Source organism: Streptomyces sp. NPDC058964, assembly GCF_042741275.1.
Lineage (GTDB): Bacteria > Actinomycetota > Actinomycetes > Streptomycetales > Streptomycetaceae > Streptomyces.
Genome location: NZ_JBHYKH010000091.1, coordinates 6,223 through 23,045, shown reverse-complemented (window position 1 = coordinate 23,045; position 16,823 = coordinate 6,223). Strand labels below are relative to the sequence as shown.

Annotated in this window: 14 protein-coding genes; 6 read left to right on the top strand and 8 right to left on the bottom strand. The window is 70.3% G+C overall.

Annotated features, from left to right (window positions below; translation table 11 throughout):
- Both ACFW2E_RS14520 and ACFW2E_RS14515 read right to left on the bottom strand, forming a co-directional pair.
- Positions 1-433 (bottom strand): ATP-binding cassette domain-containing protein (locus ACFW2E_RS14520; protein WP_384466206.1); only part of this gene is annotated, 433 nt, incomplete at its 3' end.
- 104 nt (positions 434-537) lie between these two features.
- The gene (locus ACFW2E_RS14515; RefSeq protein ID WP_384466204.1) at positions 538-1,758 is read right to left on the bottom strand and encodes an NYN domain-containing protein; all 1,221 of its coding nucleotides are present in this window, start codon (positions 1,756-1,758) and stop codon (positions 538-540) included.
- Between the two features lie 224 nt (positions 1,759-1,982).
- Between ACFW2E_RS14515 and ACFW2E_RS14510 the strand changes: the two genes are divergently transcribed.
- Positions 1,983-2,162 (top strand): hypothetical protein, encoded by a 180-nt coding sequence (locus tag ACFW2E_RS14510; RefSeq protein ID WP_384466202.1) that lies wholly within the window; start codon positions 1,983-1,985, stop codon positions 2,160-2,162.
- A gap of 87 nt (positions 2,163-2,249) precedes the next feature.
- Here the strand turns inward: ACFW2E_RS14510 and dnaE are convergent, their stop codons facing one another.
- Entirely contained in the window at positions 2,250-5,789 is a 3,540-nt protein-coding gene (gene dnaE / locus ACFW2E_RS14505) for a DNA polymerase III subunit alpha (protein WP_384466200.1), read from the bottom strand.
- A 266-nt stretch (positions 5,790-6,055) separates the two neighbouring features.
- Between dnaE and ACFW2E_RS14500 the strand changes: the two genes are divergently transcribed.
- The 4 genes from ACFW2E_RS14500 (at position 6,056) to ACFW2E_RS14485 (ending at position 10,802) form a co-directional block, all read left to right on the top strand.
- A complete protein-coding gene (locus ACFW2E_RS14500; RefSeq protein ID WP_384466198.1) occupies positions 6,056-7,381 on the top strand; it encodes a DUF2252 domain-containing protein in 1,326 nt (441 codons plus the stop codon).
- A 66-nt stretch (positions 7,382-7,447) separates the two neighbouring features.
- Positions 7,448-8,149 carry a hypothetical protein gene (locus ACFW2E_RS14495; protein WP_384466196.1) on the top strand — a complete coding sequence of 234 codons (702 nt, stop codon included), beginning with the start codon at positions 7,448-7,450 and terminating at the stop codon, positions 8,147-8,149.
- A gap of 80 nt (positions 8,150-8,229) precedes the next feature.
- The gene (locus ACFW2E_RS14490; protein WP_384466194.1) at positions 8,230-9,039 is read left to right on the top strand and encodes a thioredoxin domain-containing protein; all 810 of its coding nucleotides are present in this window, start codon (positions 8,230-8,232) and stop codon (positions 9,037-9,039) included.
- 92 nt (positions 9,040-9,131) lie between these two features.
- Positions 9,132-10,802, top strand: coding sequence for an alkaline phosphatase D family protein (locus ACFW2E_RS14485; RefSeq protein WP_384466192.1), 1,671 nt, complete (start codon positions 9,132-9,134; stop codon positions 10,800-10,802).
- 184 nt (positions 10,803-10,986) lie between these two features.
- On the opposite strand, the gene ACFW2E_RS14480 is transcribed toward ACFW2E_RS14485, so the two are convergent.
- A complete protein-coding gene (locus ACFW2E_RS14480; RefSeq protein WP_384466190.1) occupies positions 10,987-11,565 on the bottom strand; it encodes a dienelactone hydrolase family protein in 579 nt (192 codons plus the stop codon).
- A 117-nt stretch (positions 11,566-11,682) separates the two neighbouring features.
- Here ACFW2E_RS14480 and ACFW2E_RS14475 point away from each other — a divergent pair, with 117 nt between their 5' ends.
- Positions 11,683-12,786: a mechanosensitive ion channel family protein gene (locus ACFW2E_RS14475; RefSeq protein ID WP_384466188.1), complete on the top strand. Its 1,104-nt coding sequence runs from the start codon at positions 11,683-11,685 to the stop codon at positions 12,784-12,786.
- Between the two features lie 9 nt (positions 12,787-12,795).
- Here ACFW2E_RS14475 and ACFW2E_RS14470 read toward each other — a convergent pair whose 3' ends face one another.
- From ACFW2E_RS14470 to ACFW2E_RS14455, 4 genes are all read right to left on the bottom strand, one after another.
- On the bottom strand, positions 12,796-13,536 hold the full coding sequence (locus ACFW2E_RS14470; protein ID WP_384466187.1) for an SDR family NAD(P)-dependent oxidoreductase: 741 nt from the start codon (positions 13,534-13,536) through the stop codon (positions 12,796-12,798).
- Positions 13,537-13,670: 134 nt separating this feature from the next.
- Positions 13,671-15,257, bottom strand: coding sequence for a Na+/H+ antiporter (locus ACFW2E_RS14465; protein ID WP_384466185.1), 1,587 nt, complete (start codon positions 15,255-15,257; stop codon positions 13,671-13,673).
- Between the two features lie 85 nt (positions 15,258-15,342).
- Complete coding sequence (locus ACFW2E_RS14460) at positions 15,343-15,810, bottom strand: GNAT family N-acetyltransferase (RefSeq protein WP_384466183.1); 468 nt, start codon at positions 15,808-15,810, stop codon at positions 15,343-15,345.
- Positions 15,807-16,751: an RluA family pseudouridine synthase gene (locus ACFW2E_RS14455; protein WP_384466182.1), complete on the bottom strand. Its 945-nt coding sequence runs from the start codon at positions 16,749-16,751 to the stop codon at positions 15,807-15,809. Before ACFW2E_RS14455 ends, ACFW2E_RS14460 begins: the two co-directional genes overlap by 4 nt.
- Between the last annotated feature and the right edge of the window lie 72 nt (positions 16,752-16,823).

Sequence of the window (16,823 nt, the reverse complement as noted above, 5' to 3'; positions counted from 1 at the left end):
GCTTCTTCAGCGCGCGCCCGGCGATCGGGGTCAGCCCCAGCTCGTCCAGTACGCCGTCCCGCTCGGCCCGGGCCGCGCGCACGTCCAGTCCGCGCAGCCGCGCGGTGGTCTCCACGGCGAGGGACACCGTCAGCTCGTCGAGCGCGGAGGACTCCTGGCCGAGGTAGGCGAGGATGCGGGCGGCCCGTTCCGGGTGGCGCACGATGTCGTGGCCGAGGATCTCGACGCTGCCGGCGTCCGGCCGCAGCAGCCCGGTCAGCTGCCGTACGAGGGTGGACTTGCCGGCCCCGTTCGGCCCGAGCAGTCCGAAGATCTCCCCGCGCCGTACGTCCAGCTCCACCCCGTCGGTGGCCCGCACCTCGGACGCCCCCGGCGCCCCCCGCCGGCCCTTGACGGCCGGATACGTCTTGGTCAGACCGCGCACCGCGCACACGACGTCACCGGGATGCCGAGGAGCCTGTGCCGAGCGCGTATTCACAATGGACGAGAGTACGGGGTCCGGGAGCTTTACTCGCCTTTGGGGCCTCCTACCTCGGTTCATTCTCCAGCGGGAGCGTGTTCCGCCGCGGTCGGGACGTCGATCTCCCGCCAGAAGCCCGCCCTGATCGCGTAGCGGTCGTGCTCGTCGATCTGGTCGTCCTTGTGGGCGAGCAGACCGAAGCGGGCTGCGTAGCGCAGCAGCTCGCCGTCGATGCGGTGCGGGATGCGCGGGTACATGCCGGACAGCTTCTGCAGATGGGTCTGGTCGCCGAGCCGGGAGATCCACCGGCGTGCGAAGACCTGTCCCACCTCGTACGGGTCGCCGCCGACCGTGGTGATGTCCTCCTCCCGGTCGGCCCACCGCTGCTCGGCCGTGGTGAGCTGCGCCAGCGTCGGCATGGAGGCGGCGTCGGGCGACTCCGCGGCCGCGCCCGGCCGGTCCACCCAGCCCTTGTCCGAGGACCAGCGCAGGGTCGCGGTGGTCGGGTGCTGGACGGCATGGGTGCCGGGGGCGCGCAGCGCGGCGAGGTCCTTGGGGGTGGGCACACCCTTCGGCGTGGGCACCCGCTCCTGGGTGCCGTTGTCCGCGACGGTGGCGGCCGGTGCGTGTTCGCCCTCCTCGCCCGCGCGCTCCGCCGTCGCCGCGAGCGAGGACTCGGGCAGGGGCGCGGAGAGGATCGCCGCGATCTCGGGGCGGGGCGCCGGCGGGGGCGCGCAGATGCCGGTGAGCTCCCTGGCGCGTACGGCCTTGGTGATCCACGTACGGTCCAGGACACGCCGCTCGTCGGCCTCGGCGACCAGGTCCTCGGACTGGTTGTAGTCGCCGTCGGCGGCCTGTACGGCCCACAGGTGGACGGCGACGCCGTGCTCCTTGGCGGCCATCATGCCGGGCAGCAGGTCGCCGTCGCCCGTGACGAGGACGACGTCGGAGCAGGCACGGTTGCGGGCCAGCTCGGTCAGCTCGGCGTGCATGGCGGCGTCCACGCCCTTCTGGGCCCAGCGTCCGTCACTGCGGGTCAGGGCGCCGAGCCGGACCGTGACCCGGGGCATCACGCGCAGCCTGCGGTGCTCCGGCTGGGGGACACGGTCGGGGGCGCCGTCGAACCAGTAGATGCGCAGCAGCGGCCGCTCCGTGTCGGCCTCGGCGCGTTCGCGCAGCGCCTGGATGAGCGCGGTGTGATCGACGGTGATACGGGATCGGGAGGGCTCTCCGGCGAGGAGGCTGGCTGCGGCCCCCAGCAGATACCCGGCGTCCACCAGGACGATGCAGCGGTCCACACGACTCACCCTCTTCCCGGGAGGTTTGCTTCGGGCTCGATTCGAGTCTGCCCGACCGCGCGGGGGTTAACGGCCCGAACTCGATCTTCGGCGTGGCGTTTCGGGACCTCGCTCGCCGACCAGCCCTGTCACAGACGGTAATTATCCGACATGCGCCTCTTGTCAGCCTATGTGAATCTGATTCCGGCCCTGGCCCCTAGATCCCCCACAGGAGGCAGATCACCATGGCCAAGAACAAGAACCGCAAGCAGGGTGGCCCGCAGAACCGCGCCTCGCAGGCCGAGCAGGCTCGCGAGCAGGCGCAGCGGACGTCGACCGAGGCCCATGAGTCCCCGGCGGCGAACATCCAGGGCAGCCCCGCGGATGTTGCCCGTAAGCAGAAGAAGAGCTTCGGCCACAACTGAAGACCGGGCCGTTGAGCCCAGGCACTGACGCGGGTCGTCACCGAGGACGGGTGCGCCCCGCGCTCATACCGTCGGCCGGACGGCCGCTCAACCCGCCAGGCAGGACGGCCCGAGCAGCACCTTCAGATCGCCGAACAGGGCCGGGTCCGGCTTCACCCGGTGCCGGTCGAGGCGCAGGACCGTCGTCCTGCGCGGGCCCTGGAGCCGGATGCGGACCTCGCTGTCGCCCTTGTGGTGGCTGAGGATCTCGCCGAGGCGGCTGACCATGGGCGGGGTGACCTTGACGGCCGGGATGGTCAGGATCACGGGGGCGTTGGTGCCCGCGTTGGAGAGGTCCGGGACCATCAGCTCCATCGCGACGAGCCGCGGCACGTCCTCCCGCTTGTCGAGCCGGCCCTTGACGAACACGACCGCGTCCTCGACGAGTTGGGTCGAGACGAGCTGGTACGTCGCCGGGAAGAACATGCACTCGATGGAGCCGGCGAGGTCCTCCACCGTGGCGATCGCCCAGGCGTTGCCCTGCTTGGTCATCTTGCGCTGCAGGCCGGAGATGATCCCGCCGATGGTCACCACGGCACCGTCCGCGTGCTCGCCTCCGGTGAGCTGGGCGATGCCCGCGTCGGCCTTGTCGGACAGCACGTGCTCCAGGCCGAACAGCGGGTGGTCGGAGACGTAGAGACCGAGCATCTCCCGCTCCTGGGCGAGCAGATAGGTCTTGTCCCACTCGTCCTCGGTGAAGACCACGTCGAGTCCGAAGCCGGGCTCGCTGCTGGTCTCCTCGCCCATCCCGCCGAAGAGGTCGAACTGCCCCTCGGCCTCCTTGCGCTTGACCGCGACCACGTTGTCGATCATCGGCTCGTACTGGGCCGTCAGCCCCTTGCGGGTGTGCCCCATGGTGTCGAAGGCGCCGGCCTTGATCAGGGACTCCGTGGTGCGCTTGTTGCAGACCACGGCGTCGACCTTGTCGAGGTAGTCGGGGAAGGAGGCGTACTTCCCCTTGGCCTTGCGGCACCGGATGATCGACTCGACCACGTTGGTGCCGACGTTGCGCACGGCGGAGAGGCCGAAGAGGATCACGTCGTCGCCCTGCGCGGCGAAGTTCGCCTCGGACTCGTTGACGTTCGGCGGCAGCACCTTGATGCCCATGCGGCGGCACTCGTTGAGGTAGATCGCCGACTTGTCCTTGTCGTCCTTGACGGAGGTGAGGAGCGCGGCCATGTACTCGGCGGGGTAGTTCGCCTTGAGATACGCGGTCCAGTACGACACCAGGCCGTACGCGGCGGAGTGGGCCTTGTTGAAGGCGTAGCCGGCGAAGGGGACCAGCACGTCCCACAGGGCCTGGATGGCCTCGTCGCTGTAACCGTTCTTGCGGGCGCCGGCCTGGAAGATGGTGAAGTTCTTCGCCAGCTCGTCGGGCTTCTTCTTGCCCATCACACGGCGGAGGATGTCGGCCTCGCCGAGCGAGTACCCGGCGATGATCTGGGCGGCCTTCTGCACCTGCTCCTGGTAGACGATCAGGCCGTAGGTGACGGCCAGGACCTCTTCGAGCGGCTCCTCCAGCTCCTTGTGGATCGGCGTGATCTCCTGCTGCTTGTTCTTGCGCAGCGCGTAGTTCGTGTGGGAGTTCATGCCCATCGGGCCCGGGCGGTACAGGGCCGACACGGCGGAGATGTCTTCGAAGTTGTCGGGCTTCATCAGGCGCAGCAGCGAGCGCATGGGGCCGCCGTCGAACTGGAAGACGCCGAGGGTGTCGCCGCGCTGGAGGAGATCGAACGTCGTCGGGTCGTCGAGCGGGAGGCCCAGGAGGTCGATGTCGACCCCCTTGTTGGCCTTCACCATCTTGACGGCGTCGTCCATGATCGTCAGGTTGCGCAGGCCCAGGAAGTCCATCTTCAGCAGGCCGAGCGACTCACAGCTCGGGTAGTCCCACTGCGTGATGGTCACGCCGTCGGTGTGCCGCACCCAGACAGGGACGTGCTCGGTGATGGTCTCGCTGGACATGATCACGCCGGCGGCGTGCACGCCCATCTGCCGGACCAGGCCCTCCACACCGCGCGCGGTGTCGATGACCTTCTTCACGTCCGGCTCGTTCTCGTACATCCCGCGGACCTCGCCGGCCTCGCTGTAGCGCGGGTGGCTGGGGTCGGTGATGCCGGACAGCGGGATGCCCTTGCCGAGGACGTCGGCGGGCATGGCCTTGGTGATGCGGTCGCCCATCGCGTACGGGTAGCCCAGCACGCGAGCGGAGTCCTTGATCGCGTTCTTGGCCTTGATGGTGCCGTAGGTGCCGATCATGGCGACCTTGTCGGCGCCGTACTTCTCCGTCACGTACCTGATGACCTCGACGCGCCTGCGCTCGTCGAAGTCGATGTCGACGTCGGGCATCGAGATGCGCTCGGGGTTGAGGAACCGCTCGAAGATCAGGCCGTGCGGGATCGGGTCGAGGTCGGTGATGCCCATGGCGTAGGCGACGATCGAACCGGCCGCGGAGCCTCGGCCGGGGCCGACCGCGATGCCGTTGTTCTTGGCCCACATGATGAAGTCGGCGACCACGAGGAAGTAGCCGGGGAAACCCATCGAGATGATGACGTCCATCTCGTAGTCGGCCTGCTTCTGGCGGTCCTCGGGGATGCCGCCGGGGAAGCGGCGCTCCATGCCGCGGCGGACCTCCTCCTGGAACCAGGTGACCTCGGTGTAGCCCTCCGGGATGTCGAACTTGGGCATGAGGTCGCGCTTCTCGAACATGCCCGTGGTGTCGATCTGCTCGGCCACCAGGAGCGTGTTGCGGCAGCCCTCCTGCCAGGCGTCCGAGGAGTCGATGGCGTACATCTCGTCCGTGGACTTCAGGTAGTAGCCGGTGCCGTCGAACTTGAAGCGGTCCGGGTCGGAGAGGTTCTTGCCGGTCTGGATGCACAGCAGGGCGTCGTGGGCGCCCGCCTCGTGCGCGTACGTGTAGTGCGAGTCGTTGGTGACCAGCGGTGGGATGCCGAGCTTCTTGCCGATCTCCAGCAGGCCGTCGCGGACCCGGCGCTCGATCTCGATGCCGTGGTCCATCAGCTCCAGGAAGTAGCGGTCCTTGCCGAAGATGTCCTGGTAGTCCGCGGCCGCCTTCAGGGCCTCGTCGTACTGGCCGAGGCGCAGCCGGGTCTGGAGCTCACCGGAAGGGCAGCCGGTGGAGGCGATCAGGCCCTCGGACCACTGGGAGATGGTCTCCTTGTCCATCCGGGGCCACTTCTGCAACCAGCCCTCGGCGTACGCGTCGGAGGACAGGCGGAAGAGGTTGTGCAGGCCCGTCGCGTTCGCCGCCCAGATCGTCTTGTGGGTGTAGCCGCCGGAGCCGGAGACGTCGTCCCTCTTCTGGTGCGGCTGGCCCCACTGGATCTTGCGCTTGTTGCGCCGGGACTCGGGGGCGACATATGCCTCGATCCCGATGATCGGGGTGACTCCGGCCTTCTTCGCGGTGTGGAAGAAGTCGTACGCCCCGTGGAGGTTGCCGTGGTCGGACATGGCGATGTGCGTCATGCCCATCTCGTTGCAGGCGTTGAACATGTCCTTGAGCCGCGCGGCACCGTCCAGCAGCGAGTACTGGGTGTGGACGTGCAGGTGCGTGAAGGGCGGCTTTGACACGGTTTCGGCCTCCGAAATCAAGCGGGTGCGGCGCGAAGCGCCTCGCTGACGGGCAGTGGTCGGGTGACGGACGGGCGGGCGTCGACGATCTTCCGACCGGCTGCGGACAGTCTGGGGGACAGCGTCGAAGTCTATGCCCCGGCACTGACACACGCCGGGCACTCGCGCGTACCTTCATCCGTTGGGACAGATCGGAAGGCCCGTCCGGACGGATGTCCCATCCGGCCCATACGTCACGCATCACCTGCACCAGGAGGCACCCAGCGATGTCGGTACCCCAGCTCAACGACGAGCAGCGCGGCGAGGAGATCCTCGCCGTCTTCGACACCGCCTTCGGCCAGCTCCTGGCCGCCGACCCGGCCGCGTTCCGCGTGAAGTTCCGGAAGATGGCGGCCTCGGCCTTCGCGTTCTACCGGGGCACGGCGGCCCTCTTCTACCATGACGTCGACACGGAGAAGCGCGGCGGCCCCTACCTCGACGAGCGCACCTCCCGCGTGTGGATCCACGGCGACCTGCACGCGGAGAACTTCGGCACGTACATGGACGCCAACGGCCGCCTGATCTTCAACGTCAACGACTTCGACGAGGCGTACGTCGGCCCCTTCACCTGGGACCTGAAGCGCTTCTCCGCCTCCATCGCCCTCATCGGGTACGCGAAGGCGCTCAGCGACGAGCAGATCACCGAGCTGGTGCAGGTGTACGCGGCCGCGTACCGCGAGCGCATCCGCGCACTGGCGACCGGCGCCAAGAGCGACGAGGTGCCGCCGTTCACCCTGGACACCGCGCAGGGTCCCCTCCTGGACGCACTGCGTGACGCCCGCTCGCTGACCCGCTTCGGGCTGCTGGAGTCCATGACGGAGATCCGGGACTTCGAGCGCCGCTTCGCGCCGGGCGGCGGCTCCATCGAGCTGGACGCGGCCACCCGCTACAAGGTGCTCGCCGCCTTCGACGGCTACCTGGAGACGCTGCCGGAGACCTCCCTGGCCCGCCCGGACTCGTACCGGGTGAAGGACGTCGTGGGCCGCCGCGGCATCGGCATCGGCTCGGCCGGCCTGCCGTCGTACAACATCCTCCTGGAGGGCCACAGCGACGCCCTGGAGAACGACGTCGTGATCTACATCAAGCAGGCCCAGACCCCGGCCGTCTCCCGGCACATCACGGACCCGGCGATCCGCGACTACTTCCAGCACGAGGGCCACCGCACGGTGATCTCCCAGCGCGCCCTCCAGGCGCACGCCGACCCGTGGCTGGGCTGGACCGAACTGGACGGCGCCGGCCAGCTGGTCGCCGAGGTCTCGCCGTACGCGGTGGACCTTGACTGGGGCGACATCGACGACCCGGAGGAGATCGCGACCGTCGTCGCCGACCTCGGCCGGTCCACCGCCACCATGCACGCGGCGGCGGACGACCAGTCCGGTGAATCCCTGGTGCCGTTCTCCACGGAGCGGGCCATCGACGCGGCCATCGCGGCCGACGAGGAGGGCTTCGCGGCGCTGCTGTCGGACTTCGCTCACAGCTACGGCGCACGCGCGCGTGCCGACCACCAGATCTTCGTGGACCTGTTCCGCAACGGCAGGATCCCGGGCCTGTAACCAACGGCACTCTCAGGGACCTTTTAGGGGTCTCTTACATGAGTACGTGACAGACTCTCCCCCGCCATGAACATATCCGGGATCCAGTTCAGAGCCGTGCGCGCGGCGGTGTTCACGGCCTTCGTCGTGACGCTCAGCACCGCGTCGCACGTTCTGCTGTCCCGGGCGCCGCTGCCGTTCACGACGGTGGCCGCGGTCGCCGCCGGCGTGTACGCCACCGCGTACGCGCTGGCGGGCCGCGAGCGTGGCTTCGGCCGCATCGCGGCGCTGTTGATCCCGCTGGAACTCGCCGCCGACACGGTGTTCACCACCGGCCAGCACGCCTGCTACGGCAGGGCGGGCGGCCCGGTCGCCGGCCCGCTGCGCGCGGTCGGTCTGGACGTGCTGTGCCGGGGCGGCACCGTCGGCACCCCGCTGGCCCAGGTGACCGGCGGCTCGGGCCGTGCCTCCGCGCTGCTCGCGCACGCCGACCCGGCCGCCGCCTGGCTGCTGCTCGCCGCGCACGTCGGCGTCGGCCTCCTCGCGGCCGCGTGGCTGCGCCGCGGCGAGCGGGCGCTGACCCAGCTGCTGCGCGCGATGGCCGCGACCACCTTCCGCCCGCTGCTGGTGGCGGTGGCCTCGGTGGCGGCGGTACGGCCGGCTCCGGTTCGCCGGCTGCCGCGCCCGGCGGTGCGCACGACCGCCGCCCGCGACCTGATCCTCGTGCACTCCCTGGGACGGCGCGGCCCGCCGCGCTCCTGCTCCCGCTCCCACGCGCTCGCCTCCTGAGCGACGGCGGCTGAGCACAAGCAGTCCCCCACACGTATCCCGCGTACGGCATGTGCGCGTCCCACACGGAGATCACCAACATGAGCAAGCGGAACAGCCAGGCGGCAAAGAACGCGGCCCGGGAGCGGCTGCGCCTGGAGCGCGAGAAGCAGGCCAAGCGTGCCAAGGTCAAGCGGCAGGTCATCGTGGCCTGTTCGGTCGTGGCCGTACTGGCCGCGGCGGGCGGCATAGGCTACGCCGTCGTCCAGGCCAACAAGCCCAGTTACTGGAAGGGCCTGGAGGACGCCAAGGTCGTCACCCCGGCCAACACCACGGGCACCAAGGGCACCACGGTCGTCATCGGCAAGGACACCGCAAAGAAGACCCTCAAGATCTACGAGGACCCGCGCTGCCCGGTGTGCGCGGTGTTCGAGCAGACCGTCGGCTCGACGGTCAAGAAGGACATCGACGACGGCAAGTTCAAGTTCCAGTACGTCGGCGCCACGTTCCTCGACAACAAGGACAACGGCGAGGGCTCCAAGAACGCGCTGAGCGCCCTGGGCGCCGCGCTCAACGTCAGTCCCGAGGCCTTCCTCGACTACAAGAGCGCGCTGTACTCCACGAAGTGGCACCCGGACGAGTCGGTCGACAAGTTCAAGGACGACAGCTACCTCATCAAGGTCGCCGACACGGTTCCCGCGCTGAAGGGCAACGCGAAGTTCCAGGACGCGGTCAAGAAGGGCACCTACGACGCCTGGGCCGTGGCCATGTCGAAGACCTTCGACGACAACAAGGACGGCGTGACCGGTACCCCGGGCTTCGTCATGGACGGCAAGCAGCTCAACAACGGCACGCCGCTGCTGACGGTGGCCGACTTCAACAAGGTGGTGGACGCGGCCCTCAAGGGCTGACGGCGGTTCAGAAACCGGCCGTCGCGTGAAGAGCGGGCGAACTTTCGGAGTTCGCCCGCTCCTGCGCATACCGATCAGTAACCTGATCGGTCGTGACCAGTCGATACAGAGCATCCGAGGCATCCGAGGGCACCAACTCCCTCTCGCCCCGCCGCCGTACGGTCGTCAAGGCCGCGGCGGCGACCGCTGTCCTGGCCGGTACGCTCGCCGCCACCCTTCCGGCGCGCGCAGCCGACCAGACCCCCGCCTTCCTGCACGGCGTCGCCTCCGGCGACCCGCTGCCGGACGGCATCCTGCTGTGGACCCGGGTGACCCCCACCGCAGAGTCGACACCGGGCTCCGGGCTCGGCCCGGACACCGAGGTGAGCTGGGTGGTGGCCCGGGACAAGGCGTTCACCGACGTCGTCGCCAAGGGCTCCACCACCGCGACCGCCTCCTCCGACCACACCGTCAAGGCCGACATCCGGGGCCTCGAGCCGGCCACCGACTACTGGTTCCGCTTCTCGGCGGGCGGCACGGACTCCCCGGTGGCGCGCACCCGCACCGCGCCGGCGGCGGACGCGGCCGTGCAGGGCCTGCGCTTCGGCGTCGTCTCCTGCGCCAACTGGGAGGCCGGCTACTTCTCCGCCTACCGCCACCTCGCGGCCCGCAACGACCTCGACGCCTGGCTGCACCTCGGCGACTACATATACGAGTACAAGTCCGGTGAGTACGCGGCCCGCGGCACGGTCGTCCGTCCGCACGCCCCGGCGAACGAGATCATCACCCTCGCCGACTACCGCACCCGGCACGCCAAGTACAAGACCGACCCGGACCTGCAGGCGCTGCACCTCAAGGCACCGGTCATCGCGATCTGGGACGACCACGAGTTCGCCGACAACGCCTGGTCCGGCGGCGCGGTCAACCACACCGAGGGCGCCGAGGGCACGTGGACCGCCCGCAAGGCCGCCGCCAAGCAGGCCTACTTCGAGTGGATGCCGGTGCGCCCGGCGATCGAGGGCACCACCTACCGCCGGCTGCGCTTCGGCAAGCTCGCCGACCTGTCCCTGCTGGACCTGCGCTCCTTCCGTTCCCAGCAGGCGTCCACGGGCAGCGGTTCGGTGGACGACCCGGACCGCACGATCACCGGACGGGCCCAGCTCGACTGGCTGAAGGCCGGCCTGAAGGCCTCCGACACCAAGTGGCGGCTGGTCGGCAACTCGGTGATGATCTCGCCGTTCTCCTTCGGATCCCTCTCCGCCGACCTGCTCAAGCCGCTCGCCAAGCTGCTCGGGCTGCCGCAGGAGGGCATCGCCGCCAACACCGACCAGTGGGACGGCTACACCGACGACCGCCGTGAGGTGCTGGCCCATCTGCGCTCCAACGCCATCGGCAACACCGTCTTCCTGACCGGTGACATCCACATGGCGTGGGCCAACGACGTGCCGGTGGACGCGGGCACCTACCCGCTGTCGGCCTCGGCCGCCACGGAGTTCGTGGTCACCTCGGTGACCTCCGACAACCTCGACGACATCGTCAAGGTCCCCGAGGGCACGGTCTCCGCGATCGCCTCGCCGGTCATCCGGGCCGCCAACCGGCACGTCCACTGGGTCGACACCGACCGCCACGGCTACGGCGTCCTGGACATCACCGCCGACCGCGCGCAGATGGACTACTACGTCCTGTCCGACCGCACCTCCGCGAACGCAACGTCCAGCTGGGTGCGCTCCTACCGCACCCGCAGCGGCACGCAGAAGGTCGAGCGCACCTACGACCCGGTGTAACCGTCCTGCAGACCGCCGGGGCCCCGGATGCCTTTGTCAGCAGGCGTCTTGGGCCGACGGACGCGGCTGAGGATCTACGGATCCAAGCTCACGGCCTGGGTGTGCACCGGACACCTCCAGTGGCCGGCGCACCCGCCCGAGGAGTGCTTCCCGGGCCAGGGTTGCCGGCCCGTCGCTCCGCCCGCTACGCCGCTGACAGGCCGTCGAGGAAGCCGAGCGCCACCCGCCAGGTGGCCTCGGCCGCCTCCTCGTCGTAGTCGGGAAGACCGGGGTCGGTGTACAGGTGGCCGGCCCCGGCGTACCGGTACACCTCGACGTCGGCGCCCGCTCTCCCCATCTGCAGATACCAGGAGCTCAGCCAGTCGTCCGTCTCGAACTGGTCCGGCTCGGCCACGTGCAGCTGCACCGGAAGATCGTCCACCGAGGCGTTCGGCGCGATGTCCGACGTGCCGTGCAGGAGCAGCAGCCCGCGCGCCTTCTCGTCCCCGAGGGCCAGGGTCTGCGCGATGGACGCGCCCAGCGAGAACCCCGCGTACACGAGCCCCCGCTCCGAGTAGGGCGCGGCCGCCAGAACGGCCCGCTTCAGCAGCTCGTCCTTGCCGATCTCCTCCTTGAACGCCATGCCCTCCTCGACCGTCTCGAACGTGCGCCCCTCGAACAGGTCCGGCGTCCACACCTCGTGCCCCGCGGCCCTGAGACGGTCCGCCGCGGCCCGCACCGCGGGCCTGAGGCCATAGGTCGAGTGAAAGAGCATGATGTTCATGAGGCCATGGTGCCAGCCGGGTACGACACCACCGGACACCCCCAAACCTCCGCCCTACCCGTCCCGCTCCCGAACACACATGTTCATGAGCGCCCGGTGCCGGTTACGTTCGGAGGCATGGAGAACGTACTCCGACCACTCATCGTGATCGGCGGCGCCGTCGTCCTGACCCTGCTCATCGGATGGGCCACGGACCTGCTGCTGCGCAAGGCCGACGAACGGCACAGCGAGACACCCCTGTGGGGCCTGCTGCGCCGCGCCCGCATCCCCTACCAGCTCGTGCTGTGCGCGGCCCTGCTCAGAGGCTCCTACGACCAGGCGGAGCTGCTGGAGGAGCACCGTGTCGGCATCGGCCGGGCACTGACCCTGGTACTGATCGGGTCGGCCGCGTGGCTGGTGATCCGCATCGCCGCGGCGATCGTCGAGACCTCGTACAGCCGCTACGCCCGTGCGCACCGCGACCCGGCCCGGGTCCGCCGGGTCCGCACCCAGGTGTCGCTGATCATGCGTGTGGTCTCGGCGATCGTCGGCGTGGTCGCCGCGGCCTCGATGCTGCTCACGTTCCCCGCGATGCGCGCGGCCGGCGCCTCACTGCTGGCCTCCGCCGGCATCCTCGGCATCGTCGCCGGTGTCGCCGCCCAGTCCACGCTCTCCAACCTGTTCGCCGGGCTGCAGATCGCCTTCGGCGACATGGTGCGGATCGGCGACACCGTGGTGGTGGACGGCGAGTGGGGCACGGTCGAGGAGATCACGCTGACCTTTCTGACCGTACGCACCTGGGACGAGCGCCGGATCACCATGCCCGTGTCGTACTTCACCTCCAAACCCTTCGAGAACTGGTCCCGCGGCACCCCGCAGATGACCGGGATCGTCTTCTGGCACCTCGACCACTCGGCGCCCGTCGAGGCAATGCGCGAGAAGCTCCGGGACGTCCTGCGCGAATGCCCCGCCTGGGACGGCCGTGACTACGGGCTCGCGGTCACCGACTCCACGCCGAACACCATCCAGGTCCGGGCCCTGGTGACCGCCAAGGACGCCGACGACGTGTGGACCGTGCGGGTCACGGTCCGCGAGCAGATGATCCGCTGGCTGTGCGCGGAGCATCCGCACGCGCTGCCCCGGGTCAACACGGCGGACGCGGTCCTGCCGCCGGGCGGTGTCCCCTCCCCCGACGGCGCGGCCCGCCGGGTGCACGAGCCGCCGCGCACCGGCCGGGGGTGAGACCGGCGCTCAGTGGCCCCGCTCGGCACCCCCGTTGACCTGGATGATCTGCGAGGTGATGTGCCCGGCGCCCGGGGAGGCCAGCCAGTGCAGGGTGGCGGCGACGTCTCCGGGTTCGCCGGCCCGGCCCGTGGACGTCTCCGCGACGAGCCTGTCCCGCCGCGCCTGGTCTATCGGTCCGCCGAAGAACTCGGTGTCCTCGACGTAGCCCGGTGCCACTACGTTCACCGTGATGCCGCGCGGACCCAGCTGCCGGGCCAGGTCGTGCGCGTACGGGTGGAGGGCGGCCTTGGAGGCTGCGTAGGCCCCGCTGCCGGAGCCCCGGAAGGCGGCTATGGAGCTGAGGAACAGCACCCGTCCGCCCGGTTCCGCGAGCCGCTGCTTCAGTGCCTCCGTGAGCAGTACGGCGGTAAGGGTGTTGAGGCGGAAGTTGACGGTCCAGTCGCGCGCGACGCCGTCGAGCGGATCGTCGGAGCCGCTCCCGGGCTCCAGTCCTCCGTTGCCTCCGGCGCTGTGGACGAGCACGTCCACGGTGCCCAGCTCCTCGGCGACGAAACGGGCCACGCGCCGCACGTCCGCCGGGTCACCGAGGTCCGCGGCACAGGTGAGCGCCCCCGGCACCCCGGCCTCCTTCAGCACTCCCGCGCGCCGCCCGAGCAGCAGCACCCGGTCCCCTTCCGCCGCGAAGGCCTGCGCCGTCGCGAGCCCGATCCCCGTACCACCACCGCTGATCACAATGTTGCGAGCCATGATCCGAGAGTACGAGCGGGGCGCCGACCTGGCCTCCGGGTATCCACAGCCGCCATGTGCTTGTATGACCGCTGGTGCGGCCGCCGTCGCCTCCCTGTGCCCGCCTCGGCGCAGGCTTGCCTCCTGTGCCCGTCTCAGCGCAGGCTGCGCACGTCCAGGTGCCGCAGCACCCGGTCCACGATCTCCGGATCCGCCCCCGGCTCGCTCCGCGCCGCCAGCACCTCGTGCCGCGCCGCGCTCAGCATCTCCCCCTGGATCCGCCGCACCCGCTTCAGCCGCCGGACCCGCTGCAGGTGGGCCTCCCGCCGCTCCTCCTCCGCCATGTCCGGACTGATCCGCACCCCGATCTCGAAGGCCCGGCGCAGCATCTGCTCGGACAGCTCCTCCGGCAGATCCTCCACCTGCTCGATCTCCCGCAGCCTCCGCTTCGCCGCCTTCGCCGCCCGCACGGCCAGCTGGTTCTCGAAGTCCTTCTCCCGCTCGTTGTCGGCCCGCACCCCCAGCCGCTTCACCAGCCACGGCAGGGTCAGCCCCTGCAGCACGAGCGTCCCCATGATCACCCCGAACGCGATGAACACGATCTCGTCCCGGTCGGGGAAGGGCGACCCGTCCTCGGTCCTGAGCGGGACGGCCAGGGCCAGCGCCACCGAGGCCACCCCGCGCATCCCCGCCCACCACATGACGACGGTCTCGCGCCAGCTCATCGGGATGTCCTCGTCGTAGTCCCGTCTGGCGTGCAGCCGCTTGGTCAGCCAGGTGGCGGGGAGCAGCCACACCAGCCGTACGAGGACCACCACGGCCAGGACCGCGGCCGCCCAGCCGAGCATCTCGCCCCACCGCCCGGACGCCGTCCGGATCGCGTTGTGCAGTTCGAGGCCGATCAGACCGAAGGCGACGCCGGTGACGAGCGTGTCCACGATGGCCCAGAAGGTGTGCCCGGTGAGCCGGGTCATCACGTCGTCGGCGCCCAGGGCGTACTCGGCGAGGAAGAGGGCGGTGGTCAGCACGGAGAGCACCCCGGATCCGTGCAGCTCCTCCGCGAGGACGTACGACGCGTACGGCACCAGCAGTGTCAGGCCGATCTGCAGGGTCGCGTCCTCCAGCAGGTCCATGAGCCTGTTCGCGCCCCAGCCGAGCGCCAGCCCCACGGCGACCGCGACCACCGCGGACAGGACGAAGTCCAGCCCTGCCCGCCAGGGTGAGAACGTGCCGCTGACGACGGCCGCGATCGCCACGTGGTAGAGCACGATCGCCGTGACGTCGTTGAACAGGCCCTCTCCCTCCAGGATCGACAGCAGCCGGCGCGGCAGCCCGAGCTGCCCGGCGACGGCGGTCGCGGCGACCGGGTCGGGCGGGGCGACCAGTGCGCCCAGCGCCACGGCGGCGGCGACCGGCAGCCCCGGCACGATCGAGCCGGCGACGGCCGCCACACACGCCGTGGTGACGAACACGAGGGCCACGGCCAGCAGGAAGATCGGCCGTTTGTTGGCGGCGAACTGCCGCCACGAGGTCCGTCTCACCGCCGCGTACAGCAGTGGTGGCAGCAGCAGCGGCAGGATCAGCTCGGGCGGGAGGTTCACGTTGGGCACGAAGTCCGTTACCGCGAGGGCGATCCCCAGCAGTGTCATGAGCACCGGCGCGGGGAGCCCGAACCGGTCACCCACCGGGACGCTCACCAGGGCCCCCAGCAGCAACACGAACAACAGGGCCAACTGATCCACGGCCGGCGCTCCGGGAGTCGACGATCACACAGCGGGCCTCAAGCCTGCCACGGACCGCTTCCCCCCGGCCTGAAGGCGGCCCCGGCTACAGAGCGCGCCGCATCGCCCGGTGCGGGATCCCCGCCTCCGGGTACTCCGGGCCGTACGCCTCGTACCCCAGCCGTTCGTAGAAGCCCAGCGCATGCGTCTGCGCGTGCAGGTCCACGGCGGTCAGCCCACGCACCTGCGCCGCCTCCTCGATGGCCCGTACGAGCGCGACGCCGACACCCAGCCCGCGGGCCTCCCGCACGACGGCGAGCCGCCCCAGTGAGCCCACCGAAGGGTCACCGCCGGTCTTCCCGGCGGCCGCCTCGCCGTGCAGCAGCCGTCCGGTGCCGAGCGGCACGCCGTCATCCCGGACGGCCAGTACGTGCACGGCCACGGCGTCGTACTCGTCGTACTCGATGTCCTGCGGGACGCCCTGCTCGACGACGAAGACCTCCTTGCGCACCGCGAAGCAGGCCTCGCGGTCGACGGGGTCCTCGGCGATCCGCACCGTGCAGGGGAGGTTCATGCCCAGGTCTCCTCGCGGACCTGGTCCAGGGCGTGCTGGAGGTCGTCCGGGTAGCCGCACTCGAACTCGACCCACTGCCCGTCCCCGGGGTGCTCGAAGCCGAGCCGGACGGCGTGCAGCCACTGGCGGGTGAGCCCGAGCCGCCTGGCGAGGGTCGGGTCTGCGCCGTAGGTCAGGTCACCGACGCACGGGTGGCGGTGCGCGGACATGTGGACACGGATCTGGTGGGTCCGGCCGGTCTCCAGCTTCACGTCGAGCAGGGAGGCGGCGCGGAAGGCCTCGATGAGGTCGTAGTGGGTCACCGAGGGCTTGCCCTCGGCCGTGACCGCCCACTTGTAGTCGTGGTTGGGGTGGCGGCCGATGGGCGCGTCGATCGTGCCGCTGGTCGGGTCCGGGTGGCCCTGGACGAGCGTGTGGTAGCGCTTGTCGACCGTGCGCTCCTTGAACTGGCGCTTGAGCGACGTGTACGCGTACTCGGATTTGGCGACCACCATCAGGCCGGACGTGCCGACGTCGAGGCGGTGCACGATGCCCTGGCGCTCCGCGGCGCCCGAGGTGGAGATCCGGTAGCCCGCGGCGGCCAGGCCGCCGATCACGGTGGGGCCGCTCCAGCCCGGAGAGGGGTGCGCGGCCACGCCGACCGGCTTGACGATCACGACCACGTCGTCGTCGTCGTGCACGATCTCCATGCCCTCGACCGGTTCGGCGACCACCTGCACCGGCGCGGGCGCCTGCGGCATCTCGACCTCGAGCCAGGCTCCGCCGCGCACCCGCTCGGACTTGCCGACCACCGAGCCGTCGACCTGCACCTTGCCTGCCGCGGCCAGCTCGGCCGCCTTCGTACGGGAGAAGCCGAACATGCGGGAGATGGCGGCGTCGACGCGCTCGCCCTCCAGGCCGTCGGGCACGGGCAGGGTACGGATCTCGGGAAGCGTGCTCACCCGTCGAGTATGGGGGAGCGGGCCGCGGCGCCCGGGCGAGAGTCCCGGTGCGGTTCTGCTTGTGGGGGGTGG